Annotated in this window: 22 protein-coding genes; 3 read left to right on the top strand and 19 right to left on the bottom strand. The window is 60.9% G+C overall.

What is annotated here, in order from left to right:
• Positions 1 to 21: 21 nt before the first annotated feature.
• From nusB to I3253_RS04540, 4 genes are all read right to left on the bottom strand, one after another.
• Positions 22 to 492 (bottom strand): transcription antitermination factor NusB, encoded by a 471-nt coding sequence (nusB, locus tag I3253_RS04555; RefSeq protein ID WP_197916453.1) that lies wholly within the window; start codon positions 490 to 492, stop codon positions 22 to 24.
• Positions 489 to 1,040: a 6,7-dimethyl-8-ribityllumazine synthase gene (locus tag I3253_RS04550; protein WP_197916452.1), complete on the bottom strand. Its 552-nt coding sequence runs from the start codon at positions 1,038 to 1,040 to the stop codon at positions 489 to 491. Before I3253_RS04550 ends, nusB begins: the two co-directional genes overlap by 4 nt.
• A 3-nt stretch (positions 1,041 to 1,043) precedes the next feature.
• On the bottom strand, positions 1,044 to 2,165 hold the full coding sequence (ribB, locus tag I3253_RS04545) for a 3,4-dihydroxy-2-butanone-4-phosphate synthase (RefSeq protein ID WP_197916451.1): 1,122 nt from the start codon (positions 2,163 to 2,165) through the stop codon (positions 1,044 to 1,046).
• 328 nt (positions 2,166 to 2,493) lie between these two features.
• Positions 2,494 to 3,084, bottom strand: coding sequence for a riboflavin synthase (locus tag I3253_RS04540; protein ID WP_197916597.1), 591 nt, complete (start codon positions 3,082 to 3,084; stop codon positions 2,494 to 2,496).
• 145 nt (positions 3,085 to 3,229) lie between these two features.
• Here I3253_RS04540 and I3253_RS04535 point away from each other — a divergent pair, with 145 nt between their 5' ends.
• The 3 genes from I3253_RS04535 to I3253_RS04525 all read left to right on the top strand — a co-directional run bounded on the left by I3253_RS04535 (position 3,230) and on the right by I3253_RS04525 (position 7,755).
• Complete coding sequence (locus I3253_RS04535) at positions 3,230 to 4,522, top strand: capsule biosynthesis protein (protein ID WP_197916450.1); 1,293 nt, start codon at positions 3,230 to 3,232, stop codon at positions 4,520 to 4,522.
• A 96-nt stretch (positions 4,523 to 4,618) separates the two neighbouring features.
• Positions 4,619 to 5,755, top strand: a complete 1,137-nt coding sequence (locus I3253_RS04530; protein WP_332255685.1) for a polysaccharide biosynthesis/export family protein — start codon at positions 4,619 to 4,621, stop codon at positions 5,753 to 5,755.
• A 2-nt stretch (positions 5,756 to 5,757) separates the two neighbouring features.
• Positions 5,758 to 7,755: a capsular polysaccharide biosynthesis protein gene (locus tag I3253_RS04525; RefSeq protein ID WP_197916449.1), complete on the top strand. Its 1,998-nt coding sequence runs from the start codon at positions 5,758 to 5,760 to the stop codon at positions 7,753 to 7,755.
• Here I3253_RS04525 and ribD read toward each other — a convergent pair.
• The 15 genes from ribD to I3253_RS04450 form a co-directional block, all read right to left on the bottom strand.
• Entirely contained in the window at positions 7,752 to 8,831 is a 1,080-nt protein-coding gene (ribD, locus tag I3253_RS04520) for a bifunctional diaminohydroxyphosphoribosylaminopyrimidine deaminase/5-amino-6-(5-phosphoribosylamino)uracil reductase RibD (RefSeq protein ID WP_197916595.1), read from the bottom strand. The genes I3253_RS04525 and ribD overlap by 4 nt on opposite strands.
• A 20-nt stretch (positions 8,832 to 8,851) precedes the next feature.
• Complete coding sequence (gene nrdR / locus I3253_RS04515; RefSeq protein WP_197916448.1) at positions 8,852 to 9,319, bottom strand: transcriptional regulator NrdR; 468 nt, start codon at positions 9,317 to 9,319, stop codon at positions 8,852 to 8,854.
• 212 nt (positions 9,320 to 9,531) lie between these two features.
• Positions 9,532 to 9,951, bottom strand: a complete 420-nt coding sequence (locus tag I3253_RS04510) for a secondary thiamine-phosphate synthase enzyme YjbQ (protein WP_197916447.1) — start codon at positions 9,949 to 9,951, stop codon at positions 9,532 to 9,534.
• 41 nt (positions 9,952 to 9,992) lie between these two features.
• Entirely contained in the window at positions 9,993 to 10,397 is a 405-nt protein-coding gene (locus tag I3253_RS04505) for a hypothetical protein (protein WP_197916446.1), read from the bottom strand.
• 69 nt (positions 10,398 to 10,466) lie between these two features.
• Positions 10,467 to 10,907, bottom strand: a complete 441-nt coding sequence (locus I3253_RS04500; protein WP_197916445.1) for a hypothetical protein — start codon at positions 10,905 to 10,907, stop codon at positions 10,467 to 10,469.
• A 54-nt stretch (positions 10,908 to 10,961) separates the two neighbouring features.
• Positions 10,962 to 11,405, bottom strand: a complete 444-nt coding sequence (locus I3253_RS04495; protein WP_197916444.1) for a hypothetical protein — start codon at positions 11,403 to 11,405, stop codon at positions 10,962 to 10,964.
• A 113-nt stretch (positions 11,406 to 11,518) separates the two neighbouring features.
• Complete coding sequence (gene rpoD / locus I3253_RS04490) at positions 11,519 to 13,501, bottom strand: RNA polymerase sigma factor RpoD (RefSeq protein WP_197916443.1); 1,983 nt, start codon at positions 13,499 to 13,501, stop codon at positions 11,519 to 11,521.
• Between the two features lie 119 nt (positions 13,502 to 13,620).
• Positions 13,621 to 15,567, bottom strand: a complete 1,947-nt coding sequence (gene dnaG / locus I3253_RS04485; protein WP_197916442.1) for a DNA primase — start codon at positions 15,565 to 15,567, stop codon at positions 13,621 to 13,623.
• Positions 15,568 to 15,621: 54 nt separating this feature from the next.
• Positions 15,622 to 15,927: a hypothetical protein gene (locus I3253_RS04480; protein ID WP_197916441.1), complete on the bottom strand. Its 306-nt coding sequence runs from the start codon at positions 15,925 to 15,927 to the stop codon at positions 15,622 to 15,624.
• Positions 15,928 to 15,966: 39 nt separating this feature from the next.
• Positions 15,967 to 16,518 (bottom strand): sarcosine oxidase subunit gamma, encoded by a 552-nt coding sequence (locus I3253_RS04475; RefSeq protein WP_197916440.1) that lies wholly within the window; start codon positions 16,516 to 16,518, stop codon positions 15,967 to 15,969.
• Complete coding sequence (locus I3253_RS04470; protein WP_197916439.1) at positions 16,511 to 19,441, bottom strand: sarcosine oxidase subunit alpha family protein; 2,931 nt, start codon at positions 19,439 to 19,441, stop codon at positions 16,511 to 16,513. The genes I3253_RS04475 and I3253_RS04470 overlap by 8 nt, the downstream gene beginning before the upstream one ends.
• A complete protein-coding gene (locus tag I3253_RS04465; protein WP_197916438.1) occupies positions 19,438 to 19,710 on the bottom strand; it encodes a sarcosine oxidase subunit delta in 273 nt (90 codons plus the stop codon). Before I3253_RS04465 ends, I3253_RS04470 begins: the two co-directional genes overlap by 4 nt.
• A gap of 54 nt (positions 19,711 to 19,764) precedes the next feature.
• The gene (locus I3253_RS04460) at positions 19,765 to 21,021 is read right to left on the bottom strand and encodes a sarcosine oxidase subunit beta family protein (protein ID WP_197916437.1); all 1,257 of its coding nucleotides are present in this window, start codon (positions 21,019 to 21,021) and stop codon (positions 19,765 to 19,767) included.
• A 132-nt stretch (positions 21,022 to 21,153) separates the two neighbouring features.
• A complete protein-coding gene (locus I3253_RS04455) occupies positions 21,154 to 22,017 on the bottom strand; it encodes a hypothetical protein (protein WP_332255684.1) in 864 nt (287 codons plus the stop codon).
• A gap of 248 nt (positions 22,018 to 22,265) precedes the next feature.
• Positions 22,266 to 23,696: a Glu/Leu/Phe/Val family dehydrogenase gene (locus tag I3253_RS04450; protein ID WP_197916436.1), complete on the bottom strand. Its 1,431-nt coding sequence runs from the start codon at positions 23,694 to 23,696 to the stop codon at positions 22,266 to 22,268.
• Positions 23,697 to 24,002 lie beyond the last annotated feature (306 nt).

Raw genomic sequence — 24,002 nt, 5'->3', positions numbered from 1 at the left:
ACAAGCCGCCGCGCCGCGGTTTCAGAACGCCTCGGGCCTCGCCTCGCGCGCCACGTGATCCAACACGGCGTTGACAAATTTCGCCTCTTTGCCTTCCGGAAAAAATGCCCGGGCAATCGCCACATACTCGCTGATCACCACTTTGGGCGGTGTCCCGGATTGCAAAAGCTCGGCCCCCGCCGCCCGGAACAAGGCGCGCAATGTCGGATCGATCCGGTTGATCGGCCATTTCGCCACCAGGCCGCGATCCGTCATCTGGTCGATCGACGCCTGATAATTCACCGCATCTTCCAGCGTCTTGATGAAATGGCCCTGATCTCCCTCGATCATGTCGGTGGCTTCATCGACCTGCGCGCCAAAACGGTGGTCCAGAAACTCGACCCGTACCTGATCCACGGTCTGGCCAGAGCTTTCCATCTGGAACAATGCCTGCACGGAATAAAGCCGCGCGGCGGATTTCATCTTGCGTTTCTGATTGCCGGAAAGGGTCATGCGGTGGGGTTGTCCTTCAACTCGCCAGCGATCCTGTACTCTTCGGACTCGGGCAGAAAACCCACGCCCTTGCGCTGGCCGCCCCACTTACGGGCAAGCGCGATCAGATGCAAGGCCGCCGCCGCCGCGCCGCCACCCTTGTTCTGGTCCTCCGGGTCGGCACGCACTTCTGCCTGCGGGCGGTTTTCCACCGTCAGGATACCATTGCCGATGCACAGCCCCTGCAAGCCCAGCATCTGAAGCGCGCGGCTGCTGTCGTTGCACACCGTCTCATAATGGGTGGTCTCGCCGCGGATGACGCATCCCAACGCCACATAGCCGTCAAAATTGCTCATCCGCTCGGCAATCCCGATCGCGGTGGGAACCTCCAGCGCGCCAGGCACATCCACCAGGTCATGGCGGCCACCTACGGCCTCGATCTCGGCAATCGCTCCCGCCAACAAATTGTCCGCGATATCCTTGTAATAGGGCGCGCGCACGATCAGCAGCTTGACCGGCCTGTCAAACGCCGGTCGCGGCAGAATGTAATGTTGTTCCGCTCTCGCCATTGTCTAGTCCTCCGCCATAATCGGGCGCGTGCCCACGATACTCAGCCCATAGGCGTCCAGCCCCAGATACCGCGTCCGGGGTGAATCCGTCAAAAGCACCAGTTCCTTCAACCCCATATTCGACAGCATCTGCGCCCCCAAACCGGTATGCTTGATGGTGCGCGGCCCTTCATCCTCGTCAGCATAAAGGCTATGGCGCGGCTCGCGGAACAGACACACCACCCCGCGCCCGGCCCCGGCAATGATCCGCATGGCGCGCGGCAGCTCGTCTGCCGGCTTCGGCCCCAGCCCCAGAACGTCGCTGGCCTCGTGCAACGCATGGGTGCGCACCAGAACCGGCTCGGACGTGCTGATGTCGCCCTTGATCAGCACCACATGTTCCACGCCATGAATTTGGTCGGTAAAAATCCGCATCTCCCAATCGCCGCCAAATTCCGAGGCAACAGGTTCGCGCCTGGTCTCCACCACAAGATTGTCATTGCGCGACCGATAGGCGATCAGGTCGCTGATGGTGCCGATCTTCAGCCCATGCGCCCTGGCGAACGTCACCAGCTCCGGCAGGCGCGACATGGTGCCGTCCGCGTTCATGATCTCGCAGATGACCGCGCTGGGATGCAGCCCCGCCAGGCGCGAAATATCCACCGAAGCCTCGGTATGCCCGGCCCGCACCAGCACGCCGCCCCGCTTGGCGCGCAGCGGAAACACATGGCCCGGCGTGGCCAGCGACGCCATCGTGTTCTGTTCGTTGATCGCCGTGGCAATGGTCAGCGCCCGGTCCTGCGCCGAAATCCCGGTGCTGACCCCCTCGCGCGCTTCGATCGACACCGTAAAGGCAGTCTCGTGGCGCGACGAATTGTTCACCGCCATCATCGGCAGGCCCAGCCGGTCGATCCGTTCAGCCGTCATCGGCAAACAGATCAGCCCGCGCCCATGCGTGGCCATGAAATTCACCGCCGCCGCATCCGCAAACTCGGCCGGAATGATAAGATCGCCCTCGTTCTCGCGATCCTCGTGATCGACAAGAATGTACATGCGCCCGTTGCGCGCGTCGTCGATGATCTCTTCGATCGGGCTGATCGCGTCGCGCAGGCTCTGCTCGACAGGACCCGGTGTTTCAAAGGTCATGGGATACTCTCCGGCCAGTGGTGTGGCTCAGATAGACCATGACCCGCTTGAATGCCAGTGCCGGGTCGGCGTTCTTCGCCCCCGACGCGACGGAACACCGCCTCTTCATTTTGCCCGAAATACTCCGGGGGGCGGGGAAATCTCCGATTTCCCCATTTGGGGGGCTGGCCCCCCAACCTGCCCCGCACGCGATGCCGCTCGCCGCCAACGCTTTCGCAACACTCGTCAACACGAACGGATCTGCCTGACACAGGCAGGTCTTGCACCGACACAATACCGACATGATACCGACGTGACGCCGACAGGCGATTTCACCCCCGAATGGCCGTTAACCCGACATCTCCGCCAGCCGCGCCACATAGCGCGCCAACGTGTCGATCTCCAGGTTCACCCTGTCTCCGATCCGGGCGTCCCCCCAGGTCGTGGCCTCCTTGGTATGCGGGATCACGTTGATCCCGAACTGGCAGCCATCCACCTCGTTCACGGTCAGCGACGTGCCGTTCAACGCCACAGATCCTTTGGGCGCAATGAATTTCGCCAATGATTCCGGCGTCTTGAACGTGAACCGGGTGCTGTCCCCCTCGTCCTTCATATCCACGATCACGGCCACCCCATCGACATGGCCCGACACGATATGACCGCCAAGTTCATCGCCCACTTTCAGCGCGCGCTCCAGATTGACCCGCTTGCCGACCGTCCAGTCTCCAAGATTGGTCCTGGACACGGTTTCGGCGCTGATCTCCACATCATACCAGCCCGCCCCCAGGTCGATCACCGTCAGACAAACCCCGTCGCTGGCAATCGACGCCCCAAGCTCGATCCCGCCCGTGTCATACCCCGTCGCGATCCGCGCCCGCAGATCGCCTCGCTTTTCCAGCGCGCGCACTTCGCCAATATCCGTGATGATCCCGGTAAACACCGCCAACCCCCATATCTTGTTCGCTCCAGACCTACAGCCCCTACCCCTGCCTGACAACCCGCCACGCTTCGGCAAAATGTCCCCTTATTTCTGCCGCAACTAACCGCTAATCTGACTTGAAAACAACGTTTGAGCACAGGCTGACATGACCCATTCGAGTGGCGATAACCGGGTATTCCTGTTCCTGCAAGGGCCGCATGGCCCGTTCTTTGCAGGGCTGGCGCGCATGCTTTGCCGCTCGGGCGCGCAGGTCTGGCGCGTGGGCTTCAACGCCGGCGACCGCGCCTTCTGGCGTAACGCCGCCACCTACATTCCCTACCGCGATGCCCCGGAAGACTGGCCCGCCACCTTTGACAAAATTCTGGCTGAAAAAGGCATCACCGACATTGTCCTTTATGGCGACACCCGCCCGATCCATGCCCAGGCCGTGGCCCGGGCCCGACAAGCCGGGATCGCCGTGCATGTCTTCGAAGAGGGCTATCTGCGGCCTTACTGGGTGACTTATGAACGCGGCGGCTCCAACGGCAATTCCCGCCTGATGAACATGACCGTCCAGCAGATGGAGCAGGCGCTGGAAGGGTCCGACATGGAGGCGCCGCTGCCACCGGGCCATTGGGGCGACATGCGCCAGCATGTGTTTTATGGCGCGCTCTATCACTGGTTTGTCATGTTTGCGAACCGCAACTACCGCAATTTCCGCCCCCACAGGGCGCTGACAGTTACACGCGAGTTTCAGCTTTACCTGCGCAGGCTTGTGCTGATGCCGTTCCAGGCCATCGAGCGTCGCCTCGCCACGCTGCGCATTCGTTATGGCGGTTTTCCGTATCACCTCGCACTGTTGCAACTTGAACATGACAGCAGCTTTCAAATGCACTCTCCGTTCGACAGCATGACAGATTTCCTGAAGCTTGTGATCGCGAATTTCGCCAAAGGCGCGCCACGCCATCACCACCTTGTTTTCAAGGCGCATCCGCTCGAAGACGGGCGCGTTCCCCTGCGCCGCGAAATCTCGCGCCTGGCGCGACAAAGCGGGATCGCCGACAGAGTCCACTACGTGCGCGGGGGCAAGCTGGCACAGCTTCTCAACGATGCTCGGGGCGCTGTTACCGTGAATTCCACCGCAGCCCAGCAGGTACTTTGGCGCGGCATTCCGATCAAGGTGTTCGGCAATGCGGTTTACAACCAGCCCGAATTCGTCAGCACGCAGCCCCTGACGGATTTTTTTGCCGGGGCCACCCGCCCTGACAATGCGGCATATAAAACCTATCGCCGTTTTCTGCTTGAAACCAGCCAGGTGCCCGGTGGGTTCTATTCCGCGCGTGGGCGCCGCCAGTTGCTACGCCATGTGGTCGACATGATGTTGTCACCCCATGATCCCTATGACGCCCTGCGCACGGGAACAGCGGCGCCAAGGCAACAGTTGCGTCTGGTGAAGTAACCGACACAAGGTCTAGCGCTGGATTTTTGGAACGGATTCCGGTAGGTTGTCGGAAAAACCTGAGGCAGAACATAACAAGGTCGAGGAGACCGAGCAGTGAAACTCCTACAAACCCGATGGGCGAAGTGCGCCACCATCGTGGCCTTTGGGGCCGTCGTGGCGTCTTGTTCGCTGGTGCCACGCCCCGGTCCGAACAAACGCGAAATCTATGCCGGATCCGTCCAGCGCGAAGGGGATGCCTTTGTCGTGGCTGTAAATGACCGTGTCACCCGCGCCACGGCCGTGGTCCCCGCTCTGGGATTTTCCGAAGATTTCAAGAACGCTGGCCAACTTGGCTCTGATACGATCCGCCCCGGTGATATCCTTTCGCTGACAATCTGGGAAAACGTCGACAAGCCCCTGCTTGGCCCCGAAGGCCAAGTGGCGGCGATTCTGGAAGAAGTACAGGTGGACGGGGCCGGGTTCATCTTCGTGCCCTATGCCGGACGAATCCGCGCAGCGGGCAACACACCCGAAGGTATCCGCCGCGTCATTTCTGCCAAGCTCGAAGAACAGACACCCGATCCCCAGGTCGAAGTGCGTCGCGCAGCCGGGGACGGCTCCACTGTGTCGTTGATCGGCTCGGTCGGCGCCCAGGGCGTCTATCCGATCGAACGCCCGACACGGACACTTTCCACCATGCTCGCAAATGCCGGTGGTGTAACCATCGTGCCGGAAATTGCGCAGATCACCGTTTTGCGCGGCAAGCAATCCGGGCAAATCTGGTTTCAGGATCTCTATGACAACCCGGAACTGGACATCGCTTTGCGTGGTGGCGATCGCATCCTGGTCGAGGAAGATACCCGCGCGTTCACCGCTTTGGGTGCCACCGGCACGCAAAGCCGCGTGAATTTCACAACCAAGGATCTGTCAGCCATCGAAGCCATTGCCCAGGTCGGCGGGCTGTCCGCCACCACGGGCGATCCCACCGGCGTGTTCATTTTGCGCAACGAGGCCGACGCGATAACCAATCAGGTATTGGGCCGCTCCGATCTCAAGGGCGCGCAACGCATGGTCTATGTTCTGGACCTCACCAAGCCGAACGGCATGTTCATGGCCCGCGATTTCGTGATCCGCGACGGTGACACGCTTTATGTGACCGAAGCGCCAATCACAACGTGGAACAAGACCATCGCGGCCATCACCGGTACTCTGACCTCGGCCGACACGCTCAGCGGTCTGGGCAGCCTCTGACCGTGACACCTCAGGCAGGCGAAAAAACCGCCGGGAACTCATCCCGGCGGCTTTTTGCATTCAATGGCGGCTTCTATACCCAGCGCCGCTTGCGTCGCATCCTGTCTCTGGCCGGATACGATATCCGGCTGGGGCGCCCCAAGGCGGAAGATCTGGTTGCAGTTTGGGGGCAAAGCCCAACTGCGCACCGTGGCAAGGCCATCGCCGCGAAAACCGGCGCCTGCCTGCTGTATGTCGAAGACGCTTTTCTTCGGTCTCTCCATCCGGGGCGCGTCGCCAGGGAAGCGCCACTGGGCCTGTTCCTTGACACCAAAGCCCCGCATTTCGATCCGTCCCGACCCAGCGACATCGAAACCTTGCTCGCCACCCATCCGCTTGACGACACTGCGCTATTGAACCGCGCACGCGGCGCAATCGAACGTTTGCGCGAGGCCCATCTTACCAAATACGCCGGGCTCGACCCCACCCTGCCACCGCCGCCGCCCGGATATGTTCTGGTCATCGATCAGACACGGGGCGACGCGTCCGTCACAGCCAGCGGCGCGGATCACGCGCGGTTTCGTGAAATGCTTGTCATGGCCCAGGAAGAACACCCCGGATGCCCCGTCGTCATCAAGACCCACCCGGAAACCACTGCCGGGCAGCGGTCCGGCTATTTTGGCCCAGAGGATGTAAACGATAGAATTTCTGTTTGTACAGAATCACTTAGCCCATGGGTACTGTTCGAGGGCGCAGTTGGGGTCTATACCGTTTCGTCGCAAATGGGATTCGAGGCGATCTTCGCCGGACACAGACCACGCATTTTCGGGCAGCCGTTCTACGCCGGATGGGGATTAACCACAGACGAGTTTCCGGTGGCCCGCCGACAAAGGCAGCTGACCCGCGCCCAGTTGTTTTCGGCGGCGATGTTCCTGTATCCGACATGGTACGATCCCTGCCGGGACCAGCTTTGCACCCTGGAAGAGACCATCAACCAGTTCGAGGCTCAAACCCGCGCCTGGCGCGAGGACCGGCGCGGCTGGAATGCCCATGGAATGCGTCTGTGGAAGCGCAAACCCCTCCAGAAGTTCTTTGGCAGCGTCAAACCGCTGAGATTTGACAGAACCGCGCCGGACCGGCCCTCCATGGTCTGGGCCAGCAAACCGGGCCCGGAAGCGTCTGTGCGCGTCGAGGACGGGTTTGTGCGCTCTCGCGGTCTGGGAGCGGAATTGGTGCCCCCCTTGTCACTGGTGTGTGACGACCTGGGTATTTACTATGACCCGCAGCAGCCAAGCCGGCTGGAACGGCTGATTGCCGCTCGAGAAAACCTGCGCCCGGATCAAACCTTGCGGGCAGAGGCATTGGTGCGGCGCATATGCAAGATGGGTATCAGCAAATACAATCTTGACGGCGACAGGTTCGATCTGATGCCGGGACACCGCATTCTGGTGCCCGGGCAGGTCGAGGACGACGCTTCGATCCTCACCGGCGCCGACACGATCCGCACCAATCGCGCATTGCTTCTGGCCGCGCGGCAGGCCAATCCGAATGCGGTCCTGATCTACAAGCCCCACCCCGATGTCGAGGCTGGACTGCGGGCAGGCGCCCTGCCGGATGCCGGAGATATCGCTGACATGGTTGTGCGCCACGCTGACATGGCCACCTTGCTACAAGACGTGGACGAAGTGTGGACAATGACTTCGCTCACCGGGTTCGAAGCGCTTTTGCGGGGATGCCGCGTTGTCACGTTCGGGGCGCCGTTCTATGCCGGTTGGGGTCTGACAGACGATCGCGGCACGATACCGGCGCGGCGCATGGCGAGGCCGACGTTGGCAGGACTGGTCCATGCCACACTGATCGACTATCCGCGATATTTCGATCCGGTCAGCAATCAGCCCTGCCCTGTGGAGACCGCCATCGAAAGGCTGGCCAACGGCGACATCCCCCACCCTGGAACGTTCAATCGGTTACTGTCCAAGCTTCAGGGGCAGTTCGCCAGTTTTCAGGGGATGTGGCGCTAACTGGCTTCGATGCGGTGCCAGATTGCCATCACGTCTTCCCCCATCGCCCGCTGCGATTGCAATTCGAACCGTGGCGCATCTCGCAGGCGCTCGACCCCCAATGCGCCAATGGCCGGATAGCCCTCGGCCCCCAACACCGCACCAGCAGCAAACGTCACCAGTTCATCGACAAGATCCGCCGCCAGCAACGATGCCGCCAGCGCGCCGCCGCCCTCACAGAACACGCGTGTCAGGCCCCTGTCCCCCAGAGCGGCCAACACAGAAGCCGGGGAAACATGCGCGCCTTCGAGGTCGCAAGCCAACAGTTTTGCGCCCAGGTCCCGCCATGCCCGCAACAGGGCCGGGTCGGCATCCGGGCCGTGCGCAATCCACACCGGGGCGTCACGGGCCGTACGGGCAAGATTGCTCATCAGGGGCATGTCCAGACGACGGGATACCACCACCCGTACAGGCTGATCATTCGCACCCAGTCCGCGCACGGTCAGCATCGGATCATCCGTGCGCGCTGTTCCCCCGCCGACCATCACTGCGTCATGGCGCATCCGCATCGCATGAACCATCCGGCGAGAGTCCGGCCCCGTGATCCACTGGCTTTCCCCGGTGGCCGTGGCAATGCGCCCGTCCAGACTTGTTGCCAGCTTCAGCGTCAAGAACGGGCGACCCAGATCGGTTTTCAGAAAGAACCCTTGCAAATCACGCGCAGCCACGTCCTCCAAAACACCCAGTTTCACCGCGATGCCGGCATCTCGCAACATCGCCAATCCTCGCCCGGAAACTCTTGCATCACTGTCCTGGACTGCCACAACCACCCGTGCCACACCCGCGTCAACCAGCGCCCTGGCGCAGGGTGGGGTCTGCCCGTGATGGGCGCATGGCTCAAGCGAGACATAGACCGTGGCACCGCGCGCGCTGGCACCGGCTTGCTGCAATGCCACGGTTTCCGCGTGAGGCCGACCGCCCGGCTGGGTCCAGCCACGCCCGACAATCCTGCCTCCCTTCACGATAACGCACCCCACGGCGGGGTTGGGCCAGCAACGTCCCAGACCGCGCCGCCCCAGTTGCAGGGCCAGCGCCATATAACGACTGTCAGACAGGATCAATCCTCGTTCGGGGCGTGCGGGCGAAGCTCGGAAACGAACTTGTCGAAATCATCGGCGGCCTGGAAGTTCTTGTAGACACTCGCAAACCGCACATAAGCCACGGTATCGATACGGGCCAAGGCCTCCATTACGATTTCGCCAATCGTCTTGGACGGAATATCCGTTTCACCCATGCTTTCAAGACGCCGCACGATGCCCGAAATCATCTGGTCGATCCGCTCCGGCTCGACCGGTCGTTTCTGCATGGAGATCCGGATTGACCGTTCAAGCTTGTCCCGGTCGAATTCCTCGCGCCGTCCGTTCGATTTCACCACCACAAGATCGCGCAACTGCACCCTCTCATAAGTTGTAAATCGCCCGCCACAGGCCGGGCAGAACCGCCGGCGACGGATCGAAACATGATCCTCAGCCGGGCGTGAATCCTTTACCTGGGTGTCGATATTTCCGCAAAACGGGCAGCGCATGGGCCATCCCCCTGTCCGTAGTCTTATTGTTTTCCACCGCGCATGGGGTGTGCCCCCCACTTATCCACAGGTACTATAGGGCAGCTACAAATCTTTGGGTAGTGGTCAATTCGCGCCGCTACATAGGCGAAGGGGAAGAAATACCTCTTCCTCCCCGTTCAAAATGCGACCAGAAGCCATATATCATGCTCGAGGGCTCGGAATGGGCCAATTCATGCACAAAAATGCGCTGCCACCTGACGGGTGTGCGGCGCATTTCTATGTTCGAACAGAAAAAGTCCCTGCCAGGTGCCAAGCGCAGGCCGCCCCCGGGACACCGGGATCGTCAGCGAGACCGGCATCATGGCCGCCTTGATGTGGGCCGGCATGTCGTCCGGGCCTTCATAAGTGTGGGTCAGGTATCCCATGCGCGGGTCAGTGGATGGCGGGACCAACCGGGAAAAAAAGTTGCGCAAATCGGTCTGAACTTCGGGATCGGCGTTCTCCTGGATCAGGAGACTGCAACTGGTATGACGCACGAAAAGCGTCAGCAGTCCAATATCTGAACCCTGCCCATCGACCCAGGCCGTGACCTCGTCGGTGAATTCATAAAGGCCTTGGCCGCGCGTTTGTATTTCGAACATTGTCTGCATCGGGCCATGATGTCTGTGTCAGGACGGTTGCTCAAGCCCGGTCAGAGATCCAGTTCCTTGACGCAGTTGCGCAATCCCGCCGCGACGCTGATATTGCTGCCAACATGGCGCAATGACATCACCCCCGAGGCGCCCCCGGATCGGACCAGAAGGCTTTCATCCGGGCGGGTGGTAAACACCACCCCGTATTCTCCGGAAACTGTCAGGCTGGGACCATAGGCACGCGCGACGTATAAACGCCCGGACGTTTGCACGCCCAAGGAGCGGGCCGTCTTCGCGGCGGAACACCAAATGTATGGATCCTTGGCATTCCACTTGTTCACCACTTCAAAGCTGCCAGGCCTGCCCAGCTGGATAACCGGATTCTTCAACGCATTGGTGTTCGCGGACACCCCGCCTGCCATTGCGATGCCCAGCACCACGATAAGTCCATATGTTCCGTTCATCGCGTCCTCCTTTTTCAAAGGATACGCGTTCCGGCACAAAGCGGATCATCGACGGCACCGGCATCAGCCTTAGTTACCAAGGTCAATGTCACAAAAGTTCCGCGTATGGCCGATGCTAAGATTGTATCCCACCTTCGATATCGAGATGGAATAGTTACCACCCTGCCCCGGCCTCGAGTCCTTGGCCTTGACTTCGGGCGACGGGTTTACCGTGAACCCGACACCGCGACGGCGTGCCTTGGTCTTGGCCGGGCCCACCGGTGTCATCAGGTAAACCCGGGTTGTCGCGGGCACCTTGAGATAGGCCTGCGCGTAATTCCCCGCCCAACACCAGATATGGTGGTTCGCATAGCCCGGCTCGGCGATCACTTCGTAATTTCCATCTCCGGGCAGCGGATTCACTTCCAGCCGAAACCACGCTGCGTCAAAAACTTCTTCCTGGGCCATAGCAGGACCGGTGGCCATCACGCCGACAAATCCGACCACGCCCAGCATACGAATTCTTTTCATCGGTATGCTCCTTTTCACCCTCAGCAGGGTATACGCCCGGCCCCGTCCGCCGGATCAAAACCGGTTCATGATGCCCAAATCACAAAAGCTCTTGGTGTGACCCACGGACAGATTATACCCCACCTCGGTGATCGAGACCGAGTAATTGTTCGCCTGCCCCGGTCGCGACGCCTGCTCCAACACCTCCGGGGACGGGTCAAGCGTGAAGCCCACAGAGTTGCGCTTGGCCCTGGTCTTGGCCGGACCGCGCGGATTGAGCAGATACAACCGCGCCGTCGCCGAAGACCTCAGCCGCGCGGTGGCATAGTTTCCGGCCTCGCACCAGATCAGCCTGGGCCCGGCCCCGTTTTCGATAATCACTTCAAAATTGCTGTTTCCAGGCAACGGGTTGGTTTGCAACCGATATCCGCCAACGGCGATTCCGAATGCCTGCGCTGCCGCCGGCCCGGCCATTACAAGCACCCCCAATACAAAAAAACTCAGCTTCAATCGCGACATGAAAATCTCCGGGCACTGGAGCGATGCTACAGGCAAAGCGGCGGCCGACCAATGGCAAGCCGATCAGAACTTCGTGACCTAGACAAACGGGGCCTGCCGGCCCCGCTGTTATCTTACTGATCCAGGAAGCTGCGCAGCTTGCGACTGCGGCTGGGATGTTTGAGCTTGCGCAGCGCCTTGGCCTCGATCTGGCGGATCCGCTCGCGGGTCACGCTAAATTGCTGGCCAACTTCTTCCAACGTGTGGTCGGTATTCATACCGATGCCGAAACGCATCCTCAGAACCCGCTCTTCACGCGGCGTGAGCGAGGCCAGAACCCTTGTCGTGGTCTCTTTCAGGTTTTCCTGAATGGCCGAGTCCAGAGGCAGGACAGCGTTCTTGTCCTCGATGAAATCGCCAAGCTGGCTGTCTTCCTCGTCGCCGATCGGGGTTTCAAGGCTGATCGGCTCTTTGGCGATTTTCATCACCTTGCGCACTTTCTCCAGCGGCATCTGGAGCTTTTCGGCCAATTCCTCTGGTGTCGGTTCGCGGCCAATCTCGTGCAGCATCTGGCGGCCCGTGCGGACCAGCTTGTTGATGGTCTCGATCATGTGCACCGGGATGCGGATCGTGCGGGCCTGATCGGCGATGGACCGGGTGATCGCCTGCCGAATCCACCAGGTGGCATAGGTGGAAAACTTGTAACCCCGGCGGTATTCGAACTTGTCGACGGCCTTCATCAGGCCGATATTTCCTTCCTGGATCAGATCCAGGAACTGCAGGCCACGATTGGTGTATTTCTTGGCAATCGAGATCACCAGCCGCAGGTTGGCTTCGACCATTTCCTTCTTGGCCTGACGCGCCTCTTTCTCGCCCTTCTGGACCTGCTGCACGATGCGGCGGAATTCGCTGATATCCAGACCAACATACTGGCCCACCTGGGCCATGTCGTTGCGCAGCTCTTCCACTTTTTCCGAAGAGCGCTCCATGAACATCTGCCAGCCGCGTCCCGGCTTTTGCGACATGTCGTCCAGCCAGGTCGGATCCAGTTCGCGCCCGCGATACGCATCGATAAACTCGCGCCGGTTGATACGGGCCTGATCCGCCAGCTTCACCATCGCGCTGTCGATCTGCATCACCCGCCGGTTGATGCCGTAAAGCTGGTCGATCAGCGCCTCGATACGGTTGTTGTGCAGGTGCAGTTCGTTCACCAGTTCCACGATTTCCGACCGCAGCTTCTGATAGGTCGCTTCTTCCTTCTTGGAAAAGCTGTCATCCTCGTTCAACGTGGCCGAGATACGTGCATCCTGCAAATCGCTCAGATTCACAAAGTCGCGGGCGATCGTGTCGAGCGTTTCAAGGACGCGCGGCTTCAGCGCGGCCTCCATCGCGGCCAGCGACATGTTGGCCTGCTCGTCATCATCGTCGTCGTCTTCCTTGACTATCGGATTGCCATCCGCGTCAAGCTCGGGACTGTCATCTTCTTTCTTCGGCGCGGCATTCACGTTCGAGGTATCAACAACCGTTTCGGTTTCTTCTTCCTCGCCCATCTGGTTGCCAAAGGTGGTCTCCAGATCGATGACATCGCGCAGAAGGATCTCTTCCGACAGCAATTCGTCGCGCCAGATCGTAATTGCCTGGAATGTCAGCGGGCTTTCGCACAACCCGGCAATCATCGTGTTGCGCCCGGCCTCGATCCGTTTGGCGATCGCGATCTCGCCCTCGCGGCTCAACAACTCGACAGAGCCCATCTCGCGCAGATACATGCGCACGGGATCGTCCGTCCGGTCCAGCTTTTCGCCCGTACCAGAGGCCAGCGCCACGCCGCGATTGGCCGAGGACGTATCGACCACGGCGGTCGATTTCTGTTCTTCCTCTTCGGCTTCCTCGTCTTCGATAATGTTGATGCCCATTTCCGACAGCATCGACATCACATCCTCGATCTGCTCGGAACTCACCTGATCAGGCGGCAGGACCTGGTTCAGCTGATCATAGGTGATATACCCTTTTTCCCGGGCCTCACCGATCATTTTCTTGACAGCGGTCTGGCTCATGTCCAGCGAAGTAACGTCTTCCTGATCGGCTGGCTTCTGGTCGTCGGTGTCCTTCGCGGCCATGCGGGTGCTCCTGCAAATTCGGGCTGAGGGTGATTCGCGTGTACCGAATCAATCTTGCGGTCGGGTGATTCGCAACCCTGTTTACCCTGTTTTCTTTACGTAATCCTCACCAAAAGACGTTATCCGCGCCGCGGCTTGCCACCTCTGGTGAAATCGATTCTTTCCGTCAGCGCGTCCAGTGCCGCGCGTTCATCCTTGTCTATGGCCGCTCCGTTCGGGCCTACCTCGAATTCGCGGCTGTCTTCCTTCTGGCTGCGCACGGCGTTGTTGCGCGCCTCCGCGGCCTGTCCCAGCCGCCAGGTCACAGCCTCGTCTGCGACGCCTTGGATATCCTCCTCGGCCTCGGCAATCTCGGCGTTCAGTCCCCGCTCCGTCTTGAGCTTGGCCAACTCCTCGGTCAGCGTCAGTCGCGCGATGTCCACGTCGCCGGGATTTCGGATGGCGGGGGTGATGGCGACATAGGGCTGGCGCAAAAGCTTTTCAACAGCCTCGATCCCCAGCGCCGCTTCAACCGCCTCTCTCGGGTCCGGGCTGTTGGCATTGCGCAACAGCGCATCCCGGATCAGCGCATTATCCTCATCGAAACACTCCATGCTTTCGATGGCATATTCGAAATCGTCCAGCAATTCCGGCGATACCAGCAGAACGCCCAGAACCACCGCCTCGCGCAACCGGTGCTCGACCGGTCCAACACTCGCGGCCAGTACAGACGCCTTGGTGTGGCTCTGCACCTTGGGGCCCACCTTCCAGCCCGGGCGAAACGTCCCGCCACCAGTACGCTGTGGGCGAAACAGTTGCCAGCGCAGTTCCTTGATCGCCTCGCCATAATGTGTCCGGATCGACGGATCGCGGATCAGCTTGATCTTCTGGCGCAGCGCCGCGTCCAGCGCCGCGCGCCGTTCAGGGCTGTCAAACACCTTGCCCTCAATCTCTCGCTGCCACAGCAACCGGACCATCGGCATGGCCCCATCCAGAACCTTCTGAACCGCCGACGCTCCTCGCGCGCGGATCAGGTCATCCGGATCCTGCCCCTCCGGCATCAGCGCAAACCGCAGGCTTTTGCCAGCTTCCAGAAGGGGCAAGGCAAGGTCGATTACCCGCATCGCGGCCCGAAGCCCTGCCGTGTCTCCGTCCATTGCGATAATCGGCTCGTCGGAAATGCGCCACATCATCTGCAACTGGCCTTCGGTGATGGCGGTTCCCAACGGCGCCACCGCCCCACCAAACCCTGCCTGGGCCAGCGCGATCACATCCATGTATCCTTCGGCCACGATCAGCGGCTGGCCTTTTCCGGCCGCCTCGCGCGCGGGTCCATGGTGATACAGGCTGTGACCCTTGTCGAACAGATCTGTTTCCGGTGAATTCAGGTACTTGGCATTGTCGTCCGGGTCCATGGCCCTCCCGCCAAAGGCAATGCATCGTCCGCGCGCATCCCGGATGGGAAACATGATCCGATTGCGGAACGTATCATAGGGCTTGCCCCCCTTGTTCGAGGGTTTGGCCAACCCCGCCCCGACGATCAAATCGGGGGCCACGCCCTTGGCCGTCAGGTGATCCCACAAGCCCTGCCACCCTTCGGGGGAAAAACCGATCTCGAACCGGTCGCGCGCGCCCTCATCCAGCCCCCTTCGTTCCAGATAGGCGCGCGCGGTTGCCCCCTGAGAGGTGCTCAGCATCATCCGGTAATGGCGCACAGCCATTTCCATCACTTCTACCAATTGGGTGCGGCGGTCGGCCTTTGCCTGTGCCTTCGGATCGCGCGCGGGCATCTGCATCCCGGCCTCCTCGGCCAGGATCTTCACCGCCTCCATGAAGTCGACATTCTCGGTTTCCCGGACAAAGGAAATCGCATCTCCCTTGGCATGACACCCAAAGCAATAATAGAATCCCTTGCGGTCATCTACATGAAAAGAAGCCGTTTTTTCATGGTGAAACGGGCAAGGCGCCCACATGTCGCCCTTGCCCTGATTGGACTTGCGGGCATCCCACATGACCTTGCGGCCCACCACCTGTGTCAGGCTGGTGCGCGTGCGCAATTCATCCAGGAAACCGGGGGGCAGACTCATGTCAGGTAATATGGAGCGCGCGATGGGCGCTGTCCATAACCCGTGACAGGTTCTTTACTGGCTCATGCAGCTTTGAAAGTAGGCGGCACCCGGATCCATCTTCAGCTGCTTGCGCTTCAGACCGTTATAAACCCAGTCGGCAATTGCCGGCACGGCAGCAATGTATTTTTCCGCGACATCGGGATCCTGCCCGGACATCATGCTTTCCACCGCCTTTTTCTCACTCTTGCGTTCCAGGCGCAATTCCGTGGCACGAGTCACGATCCTGGCCTGCATCTCGCATTCCGCATTCTGGTCGGCAAAGACAGGCACAGCCGCAAATGAAGTGACAACAAGGGCAAAGACAGGCAGCAGACGCATTGCGGAATCCTCCAATTCACAAAGGTGCTTTCCGTGATGTCAGGATGAGAGGCGCGCTGCAACCCCTTTCATCGCTGTCTCCAAATCGTGAACCAGGGTCGATGCCATGGAGCGGAATGCCATGATCAGGAACGCATTGTCACCGACACGGGCAAGCGACACGTTCATGTGCTGCAACTGGCTTCGGGCGGCATGACCGCGTTTGAACCGGTGCCGCCGCAGGTCAAGGGGCACAAGCCGCGCCAGCACATCTTCACAGCCCGCGCCCTCCAACCGGACGGTCGCCCAGGCATCGGATTGATCCGTTACCGCCGCATGTTCGGCCAATGCGGCGTTGGGCACGGGTCCAATCAGCATGACCTGCCCCTGGCCAAACCACACCGCCCTGGCGCCTTCGCGGCCGGTCATCCGGTTAGGCTGAGGCAACGCCATGCCATGCGCATCCTTCAACGCCTGCGACAGCGCCTTCTCCCGCCCCTTGTGCGCCATGACCGAGGTAATCGGCATACTGGGCAGTTCGCTTAACGTCACACCACCGCATTCAATCGGCAGCAGCCCCTCACAAGGCGATTTCGCAATCAGCTCAGCCACGCACCCGCCCTCCTTCGGGATCAAGGAATACCGGATCACACACCACGCAGCGGGTTGTCACGCCGCGCAGGTGATCCACCATGACCACCTCTTCGCCATGGCGCGCGCGCCCGTTTCTCAGAAACCCAAGCCCCAGGAAACTTTCCAAAGTCGGGGAAAACCCGACAGATGTCGTGTATCCCTGAGCGTTCTGTCGTACCGGCGCGGCATCCCTTTCGAACAGATGCGCGCCGGCCGTCAACTGCTTGACCGGCCCGACCGGCTTCAGGCCCACCAATTGCTCCCGTTCGGCTCCGTTCAGCCCGGGACGTTCGCTCATGGTCTTGCCGATACAGTCCTTGCTGGCGCTCACCATTCGCTCCATGCCAATATCGAACGCTGTCACCCGCCCGTGGATTTCGGCATGGGTGATGAACCCTTTTTCGATCCGCAACACGTTCAACGCCTCCATCCCGTACAGCCCCCCGCCCAAAGCCTCGGCGCGTGCCGTCAAAAGCCGGAACAGGCTGTCGCCATAGCGCGACGGCACCGCGATTTCATAGGCATGTTCGCCGCTGAACGAAATCCGGAACAACCGCCCCCCTACACCCTGAACGGTGATCTCGCCGCAGCCCATGAACGGCCATGTCCCGGCGTTGACTTCTTCTTCCACCAGCGCATCGAGCAACTCGCGTGACCTTGGCCCGGCCACCGCGAACTGCGCCCATTGCTCGGTGACAGAAATCATCTGCACATCCAGATCGGGCCGCAGGCACTGATGTACATATTCCAGGTGCCGCATCACCGGCCCGGCGGCGGCGGTGGTGGTTGTCATCACATAGTGGTGTTCCCCCAGCCGCGCCGTGGTGCCATCATCCATTACCGTTCCGTCTTCGCGCAGCATCAGACCATAGCGCACGCGCCCCACCTTCAGGGTCGAGAACATGTTGGTATAGACAAAATCCAGAAACACCCCCGCATCCGGTCCCTGAATGTCGATCTTGCCAAGGGTCGAAACATCACACACGCCGACGGCGCTACGCACCATATTGACCTCGCGATCGCAGGCCTGGCGCCACGTCTTTTCGCCCGGCACCGGGAAATAGCCCGGGCGGTACCACAGCCCGGCCTCGATCATCGGTGCGCCGCGTTCCACGCTGGCCCTGTGGCTGGTGGTGTAACGTTGGGGCGCAAAACCGCTGCCCTGCGCCCCGGCGCCCAGCGCCGCAATCGACACCGGCACATAGGGCGGGCGGAATGTTGTTGTCCCGGTCTCGGGAATGCCGCGTCCCGTCGCGTCGGCCAAAACCGCCAGCGCCGCAACGTTCGAATTCTTGCCTTGATCGGGCGACATGCCTTGCGTCGTATACCGCTTCATGTGTTCGACACTGGCAAAGTTTTCCTGTGCGGCCTGTTTCACGTCCTTGACGGTCACGTCGTTCTGAAAATCCAGCCAGGCCCGCCCCTTTCCGCCCACCGCCCAAAGCGGTGCAATTCGATAGGGCGCGTCCCCGGCCTCGGGCAGATCAAATTCGCCTGACCTCATGCCCAACGCCTCCAGAGCGCGCGTCGCGGCCTCGGCCCCTTCGCGCAGCGCACCATGGGTGGAAAACGCGCCGTTGCAGGCTCCGGCGGCCTCCAATCCGGGGATCATGCCCGCTATGGGCACAAAGCTCTGGATTTCCTCATTCCAGGTTGGCCGCCCGTTCATGTGACAGGTCAGGTGCAGTGTCGGGTTCCAGCCGCCGGACATGGCCAGACAGTCGGTTTCCACCTTGTCTTCGCCGCTGGCGGTCCGGAATGTAACGCTTTCCAGACCCTTACGCCCAGAGCTGTTGCACACCTGGGCGCCGCGAAAGATCGGATAGGCATCGCTCTCGGGCACGTCCCGGCGGCTGTCGATCACGGCGGCAACATGCACACCCGCCGCAACCAGATCACGGGCAGTGCGATGCGCATCGTCATTATTGCCAAACACCGTCACCCGCCGCCCCGGCGCCACGCCATACCGGTTCAAATAGGTGCGCACGGCGCTGGCCGTCATGATGCCCGGCCTGTCATTGTTGCGAAAGGCCACGGGCCGTTCAATCGCGCCCGCAGCCAGGATCGCGCGCCGGGCCACGATCCGCCAGAAGCATTCCAAAGGCCGCCCGCCCCGGTTGCCCAGATGATGTGCTACACGCTCCAGCGCGCCGTAAGTTCCCTGATCATAGGCGCCGGTCACGGTTGTTCTGCTCATGACCCGCACATTCGGCATCTGGCGCAACTCCGCCACAACCCCGGCGGCCCAGTCCGATGCCGCCTGACCGTCGATGTCCTCGACCTCGTTGTTCAATCGCCCGCCCAAAAGGCTGTCTTCATCGGCCAGGATCACATCCGCTCCGGCCCGCCCCGCCACCAATGCAGCCATCAGCCCCGCCGGCCCGGCGCCGATCACAAGCAGGTCGCAAAACGCAAAGGCCTTTTCGTAGCGGTCCGGGTTATGCGCACCGCTCAACGCGCCCAGCCCCGCCGAACGCCGGATGATCGGTTCATAGATTTTTTCCCAGAACGCACGCGGCCACATGAACGTCTTGTAATAAAACCCGGCCCCCAGAAACGGCGCCGCCAGATCGTTGACCGACAACAGGTCCAGGTTCACGCTGGGCCAGCAATTCTGCGGTCTCGCCTCAAGCCCCTCATAAATCTCCTGCACCGTGGCGCGCAGGTTGGGTTCCTGCGCTGCGCCACGCCCAACCGTCACCAGCGCATTCGCCTCTTCGCTGCCTGCGCCCATCACCCCGCGAGGGCGGTGGTACTTGAAGGATCGCGCCAAAACGCGCACCTCGTTTGCCAACAAGGCCGAGGCCAGCGTATCGCCCTCAAAGCCCTGATAGCTGCGCCCCTCAAAACGGAATGTCACCGGCGCCGACCGGTTCACCAGCCCCTTGCCCGCCACCCTCATGCCTGCGCCTCCGACACTTTCGAGGCCAGTTCCGTCGCGATCACCTCATGAGTGAGCGTGTTGCGCGTCACGACAATCCACCCGGCACAGCCCGCTTCGTGATACCACAGGTCGCGCGTCTCTCCCGCCGGGTTGTCGCGGTTGTGCAGATAGTCGTCCCACACCACATCGCTGGCCTCGGGATCCGGTCTTCGCAACAGCACCGCGTCCCCGACATAGTAGAATTCGCGCCGGTCACGCTCGCCGCAAATCGGACAGGTCAGTCTCATTTCGGCCTCTCTGCGGTTGTCAAAAGTTGAAACGCGATACCCATGCCCCGGCCCTCAATGCAGATTGTGCTGAGAGCCCGTGCCCTCTTCGTCCATGATGCCCACACCGGTGCGGAACCGGTCCAGGCGGAATCCGGCGGCAACCTCATGAGGTGTGTCGGTCGCCATCAGATGCGCCATGCACCAGCCCGACGCCGGAACCGCCTTGAAGCCCCCATAGTTCCAGCCGCAATCGATATAGAGCCCATCGATGCCTTCCATCTTGTCGATGACAGGCGACCCATCCGGCGTCATGTCCATGACCCCGCCCCAGCTGCGCAGCACCTTCGCCTTGCCGATCATCGGCATCAGCGTCATCCCCGCCTCCATCACATGTTCTTTCATCGGCAGATTGCCCCGCTGCGCATAAGACGCATAAAAATCAAGGTCGCCGCCGAACACCAGCCCCCCCTTGTCGGACTGGCTGATATAGAAATGCCCCATGCCAAAGCTGATGACATGGTTGATTACCGGTTTCAGCCCCTCGGTCACGAATGCCTGCAACACGTGGCTTTCGATCGGCAGCCGTCGTCCGGCCATGCCCGCCACCAGCCCGGACCGGCCGGCCACGATGATCCCCACCTTCCTTGCGCGGATCGGCCCCTTTGTGGTTTGCACGCCCCGGACCACGCCGCTCTCGATGTCGATACCGGTCACTTCGCAATTCTGCACCAGATCCACACCCCGGTCCGATGCCCCCCGCGCATAGCCCCAGGCCACAGCGTCATGCCGCGCCGTGCCGCCGCGCGGGTGATACAGCCCGCCGTAGATCGGAAACCGCGTCTGTTCAAAATCCAGATAGGGCAGATGCCTGCGCACCCCCTCGCGGTCCAGCAGGATCGCGTCATCGCCCTGATTGACCATCATGTTGCCGCGCCGCGCAAAGGCATCGCGCTGTCCGTCGCTGTGAAACAGGTTGATCAGCCCGCGCTGGGAATGCATGACATTGTAATTCAGATCGTCTTCCAGACCTTCCCACAGCTTCAGAGAATGGGAATAAAACTCGGAATTGCCCTGCAAGAAATAGTTGGCGCGCACAATGGTCGTATTGCGTCCGACATTGCCACCACCAAGATAGCCCTTTTCCAGAACGGCCACATTGGTCAGCCCGTGGTTCTTGGCCAGATAATAGGCGGTCGACAAGCCATGCCCGCCACCGCCGATGATCACCAGGTCATATTCCGGCTTTGGATGGGCATCGCGCCAATGCGCGCGCCAACCCTTGTTCCCGGTCAGCCCTTCCCTGAGAACCTTCCAGCCTGAAAACCGCATGATCCTCTCCCGGCAGCATCAATTCGCACTTTGCCCATGAGTACAAACTGAACCCCAAAAAACCAGAGTGAATTCGACAAAAGCTGGTCAACCCGCGACTCGCCGCGATTATTCGCAAGGCGCCGGACCGGATCAGAACGTCAACCGAAAGCTCACGCCCACAAGTCCGGCCGGGTCATAGGATTGGCGGCTGATCACAGCGCCCGCCGCGTTCTCCAGCTGCAAGCGCCCGTCAAGCTCCGCGCCCGCAAAAACGCTCAGCGTCATGCCGGGGTTGGGCTGGTATTGTAACGCCATCACCACCGGAAGACTGCGGTCCTCGCCCACGCCACCCGGTGCCAGACCGACATTGTCCAGGCGGAACCGGTTACTCTCGGACCGCGCGATCAGTGACAGATCAACCACATCGCTTGCCTTGTAGGACAGCGACAGCCCAGGCCCCTGAGACGCCCCCAATCCGGTCGAGGTGCTCAATCTCCAGCGGTCGGCAAACCGCCAGTTGACCAGCAGCGCCGGAAACACGTTCACATCCGTGTTCCCCAGTTCCGAAAACGCGCCAAAGGCCGGGCCGATTTCCAGCCGCTCGCTGATCTCCCAGCTGACCCCGGCAAAAATACCGTAAGTCATGGCGCCCGCGCCTGTGCCGTTCTCGCCATCCCAACGCACGGAAGGCGCGATCAGTACATTGGCCCGGTCCCCGGCGCGAAACCTGAACGGCGCAGAGAAACTGACATCGTTCACGTCGCCCCACGGCGCGGCGCCCGGAGTTGCGAAATCGTACTGCACCTGCCCATAGCTCAGCAGAAACCCGAACGATGCGCCTTCGGGGTTACGATACAGCGCGCCGGCCCGCAGATATTGTCGGTTCGCGGAAAAGCCCCCGCCACCATTCAGCGCCGCGTCGGACTGAAACAAGGCCAACCCATCCACAACAGGTGTCCACCCGGCCTCCTGCGCGCGGGCTGCGCTCGCGGCACCCAAGGAGATCAATGCCACAGCGCCCAATTTCCGAATTCCTGATGTCATTCTGCCCCAATCCCTGATCCTGCCGGATCAGCCCGGCAAAATGCCTACGAACGGATTGGGCAAACAGATGACAAAAACTCGGTGTCGCGGTGCCGGCATCCCGGATGTCTACTCACTGGGTCACGGATGTACGCTCGTCCAGCGTCCAAACCCCAATAATCGCAACAGGCCCACGATCCCATTCCAGGAATGCGTTCTCCCTCCCCGACCTGCGCCAGCTACAGCCCCTTGGCGCGATAACTGGCGGCCACCTTGTTGATAGACACCAGATAGGCCGCCGTTCGCAAATCCTCGACATCGGCCCGCGTGTGCCAAACCTCGCGCATGGACTGATAGGCAATCCGCATCGTGTCATCCAGACCGGATCTTACCAACTCCAGCTCGCCCGCCCCCCGAAGGTATTTCAGCTTGAACTCGGGCGACAACGTGTAAGGAATGGCAGCGGCCTTGCTCAGCTTTTCCAGTTCATCCACCACCAGTTGGTGGCGCGCTTCTTCCTGGCGGCGCTGCATGCGGCCAAACCGGATATGGCTCAGGTTCTTGACCCATTCGAAATAGGATACCGTTACACCGCCCGCGTTGGCGTACATGTCTGGAATGATTACCGTTCCCTTCTGGCGCAGGATGTCATCCGCCCCGGCCGTGATCGGCCCGTTCGCGGCCTCTATGATCAGCGGGGCCTGAATGCGCTTGGCATTTCCCAGATTGATGACTCCCTCCAGCGCCGCAGGGATCAGAATGTCACATTCTTCCTCCAACAGAACGGCGCCTTCGGGCAGGTGCGTTGCATCCGGGTATCCGGTTACACCGCCATGCTTGACCAGCCATTGATACACAGCATCCACATCCAGCCCGGCCGGGTTGAACAGGGCGCCGTCGCGCTCGATGATGCCAACAATCGAAGCGCCATCCTCGTCGCTCAGAAACTTGGCCGCGTGGTAGCCCACATTGCCCAACCCCTGCACGATCACGCGCTTTCCGTCCAACGTGCCGGTCAGGCCGGTTTTTGCAACATCCTCCGGATGCCGGAAAAACTCTTGCAACGCGTATTGTACACCGCGCCCCGTGGCTTCGACACGCCCCGAAATCCCGCCCGCGTTCAGCGGCTTGCCCGTCACACAGGCTCGCGCATTGATGTCGGTCGTGTTCATCCGCGCATATTGATCCGCAATCCAGGCCATTTCGCGTTCGCCCGTGCCCATATCCGGAGCCGGCACATTCTGGCTGGGATGGATCAGGTCGCGCTTGGCCAGCTCATAGGCAAACCGGCGGGTGATCAGTTCCAGCTCGTGCTCGTCATATTCACGCGGATCGATCCTCAGCCCACCCTTGGAACCTCCAAACGGCGCCTCGACCAGCGCACATTTATAGGTCATCAGCGCGGCCAGCGCCTCGACCTCATCCTGATTTACCCCCATGGCAAAGCGGATTCCGCCCTTGACCGGTTCCATGTGTTCGGAATGGACGGAGCGGTATCCGGTGAATGTCTGGATCTGCCCCCGCAAGCGCACACCGAACCGAACCGTATACGTGGCGTTGCAGACCCGGATCTTCTCTTCCAGCCCCGGCGGCAGGTCCATCAGGGCCACCGCCCTGTTGAACATCAGGTCCACACTTTCACGAAAACTCGGTTCCTTGATCGCGCTCATCCAATCCTCCCGTTACGTCGAAACTGCGACTCGCCGCCACAGGCGGCTTTTCGGCACACTACGCCCGTTTGGTCAGCCTTAGCGAGGGCTGATTAAGAAACAGGCACATTTTTAGCGGTTGTTTCGCCCATCGCAACAAAGCCGACGAAAACACTGGCACTGTAATCAAGCACATGTATCCAAAAGGTTATTTTCCGGCAAAATCCCCCATCGCAACCCTGTTTCGCCCCATTTTCGCCCGATTCATGAAAGACAAAGGACAGTGGCGCAAAGTATCCGGCATCCGGCCCGCATTCTTTTCGCGCC

It is taken from the genome of Thiosulfatihalobacter marinus, from assembly GCF_016019955.1.
GTDB lineage: Bacteria > Pseudomonadota > Alphaproteobacteria > Rhodobacterales > Rhodobacteraceae > Shimia > Shimia marinus_A.
This window is presented reverse-complemented; position numbering and strand designations above follow the sequence as displayed.

What these genes read in the sequence shown, in the direction of transcription:
- nusB (WP_197916453.1), bottom strand. Translation starts at nt 492, where the DNA reads ATGACCCTTTCCGGCAATCAGAAACGCAAGATGAAATCCGCCGCGCGG.
- I3253_RS04550 (WP_197916452.1), bottom strand. Translation starts at nt 1,040, where the DNA reads ATGGCGAGAGCGGAACAACATTACATTCTGCCGCGACCGGCGTTTGAC.
- ribB (WP_197916451.1), bottom strand. Translation starts at nt 2,165, where the DNA reads ATGACCTTTGAAACACCGGGTCCTGTCGAGCAGAGCCTGCGCGACGCG.
- I3253_RS04535 (WP_197916450.1), top strand. Translation starts at nt 3,230, where the DNA reads ATGACCCATTCGAGTGGCGATAACCGGGTATTCCTGTTCCTGCAAGGG.
- ribD (WP_197916595.1), bottom strand. Translation starts at nt 8,831, where the DNA reads ATGGCGCTGGCCCTGCAACTGGGGCGGCGCGGTCTGGGACGTTGCTGG.
- nrdR (WP_197916448.1), bottom strand. Translation starts at nt 9,319, where the DNA reads ATGCGCTGCCCGTTTTGCGGAAATATCGACACCCAGGTAAAGGATTCA.
- I3253_RS04510 (WP_197916447.1), bottom strand. Translation starts at nt 9,951, where the DNA reads ATGCAGACAATGTTCGAAATACAAACGCGCGGCCAAGGCCTTTATGAA.
- I3253_RS04505 (WP_197916446.1), bottom strand. Translation starts at nt 10,397, where the DNA reads ATGAACGGAACATATGGACTTATCGTGGTGCTGGGCATCGCAATGGCA.
- I3253_RS04500 (WP_197916445.1), bottom strand. Translation starts at nt 10,907, where the DNA reads ATGAAAAGAATTCGTATGCTGGGCGTGGTCGGATTTGTCGGCGTGATG.
- I3253_RS04495 (WP_197916444.1), bottom strand. Translation starts at nt 11,405, where the DNA reads ATGTCGCGATTGAAGCTGAGTTTTTTTGTATTGGGGGTGCTTGTAATG.
- rpoD (WP_197916443.1), bottom strand. Translation starts at nt 13,501, where the DNA reads ATGGCCGCGAAGGACACCGACGACCAGAAGCCAGCCGATCAGGAAGAC.
- dnaG (WP_197916442.1), bottom strand. Translation starts at nt 15,567, where the DNA reads ATGAGTCTGCCCCCCGGTTTCCTGGATGAATTGCGCACGCGCACCAGC.
- I3253_RS04480 (WP_197916441.1), bottom strand. Translation starts at nt 15,927, where the DNA reads ATGCGTCTGCTGCCTGTCTTTGCCCTTGTTGTCACTTCATTTGCGGCT.
- I3253_RS04470 (WP_197916439.1), bottom strand. Translation starts at nt 19,441, where the DNA reads ATGAGGGTGGCGGGCAAGGGGCTGGTGAACCGGTCGGCGCCGGTGACA.
- I3253_RS04465 (WP_197916438.1), bottom strand. Translation starts at nt 19,710, where the DNA reads ATGAGACTGACCTGTCCGATTTGCGGCGAGCGTGACCGGCGCGAATTC.
- I3253_RS04460 (WP_197916437.1), bottom strand. Translation starts at nt 21,021, where the DNA reads ATGCGGTTTTCAGGCTGGAAGGTTCTCAGGGAAGGGCTGACCGGGAAC.
- I3253_RS04450 (WP_197916436.1), bottom strand. Translation starts at nt 23,696, where the DNA reads ATGAGCGCGATCAAGGAACCGAGTTTTCGTGAAAGTGTGGACCTGATG.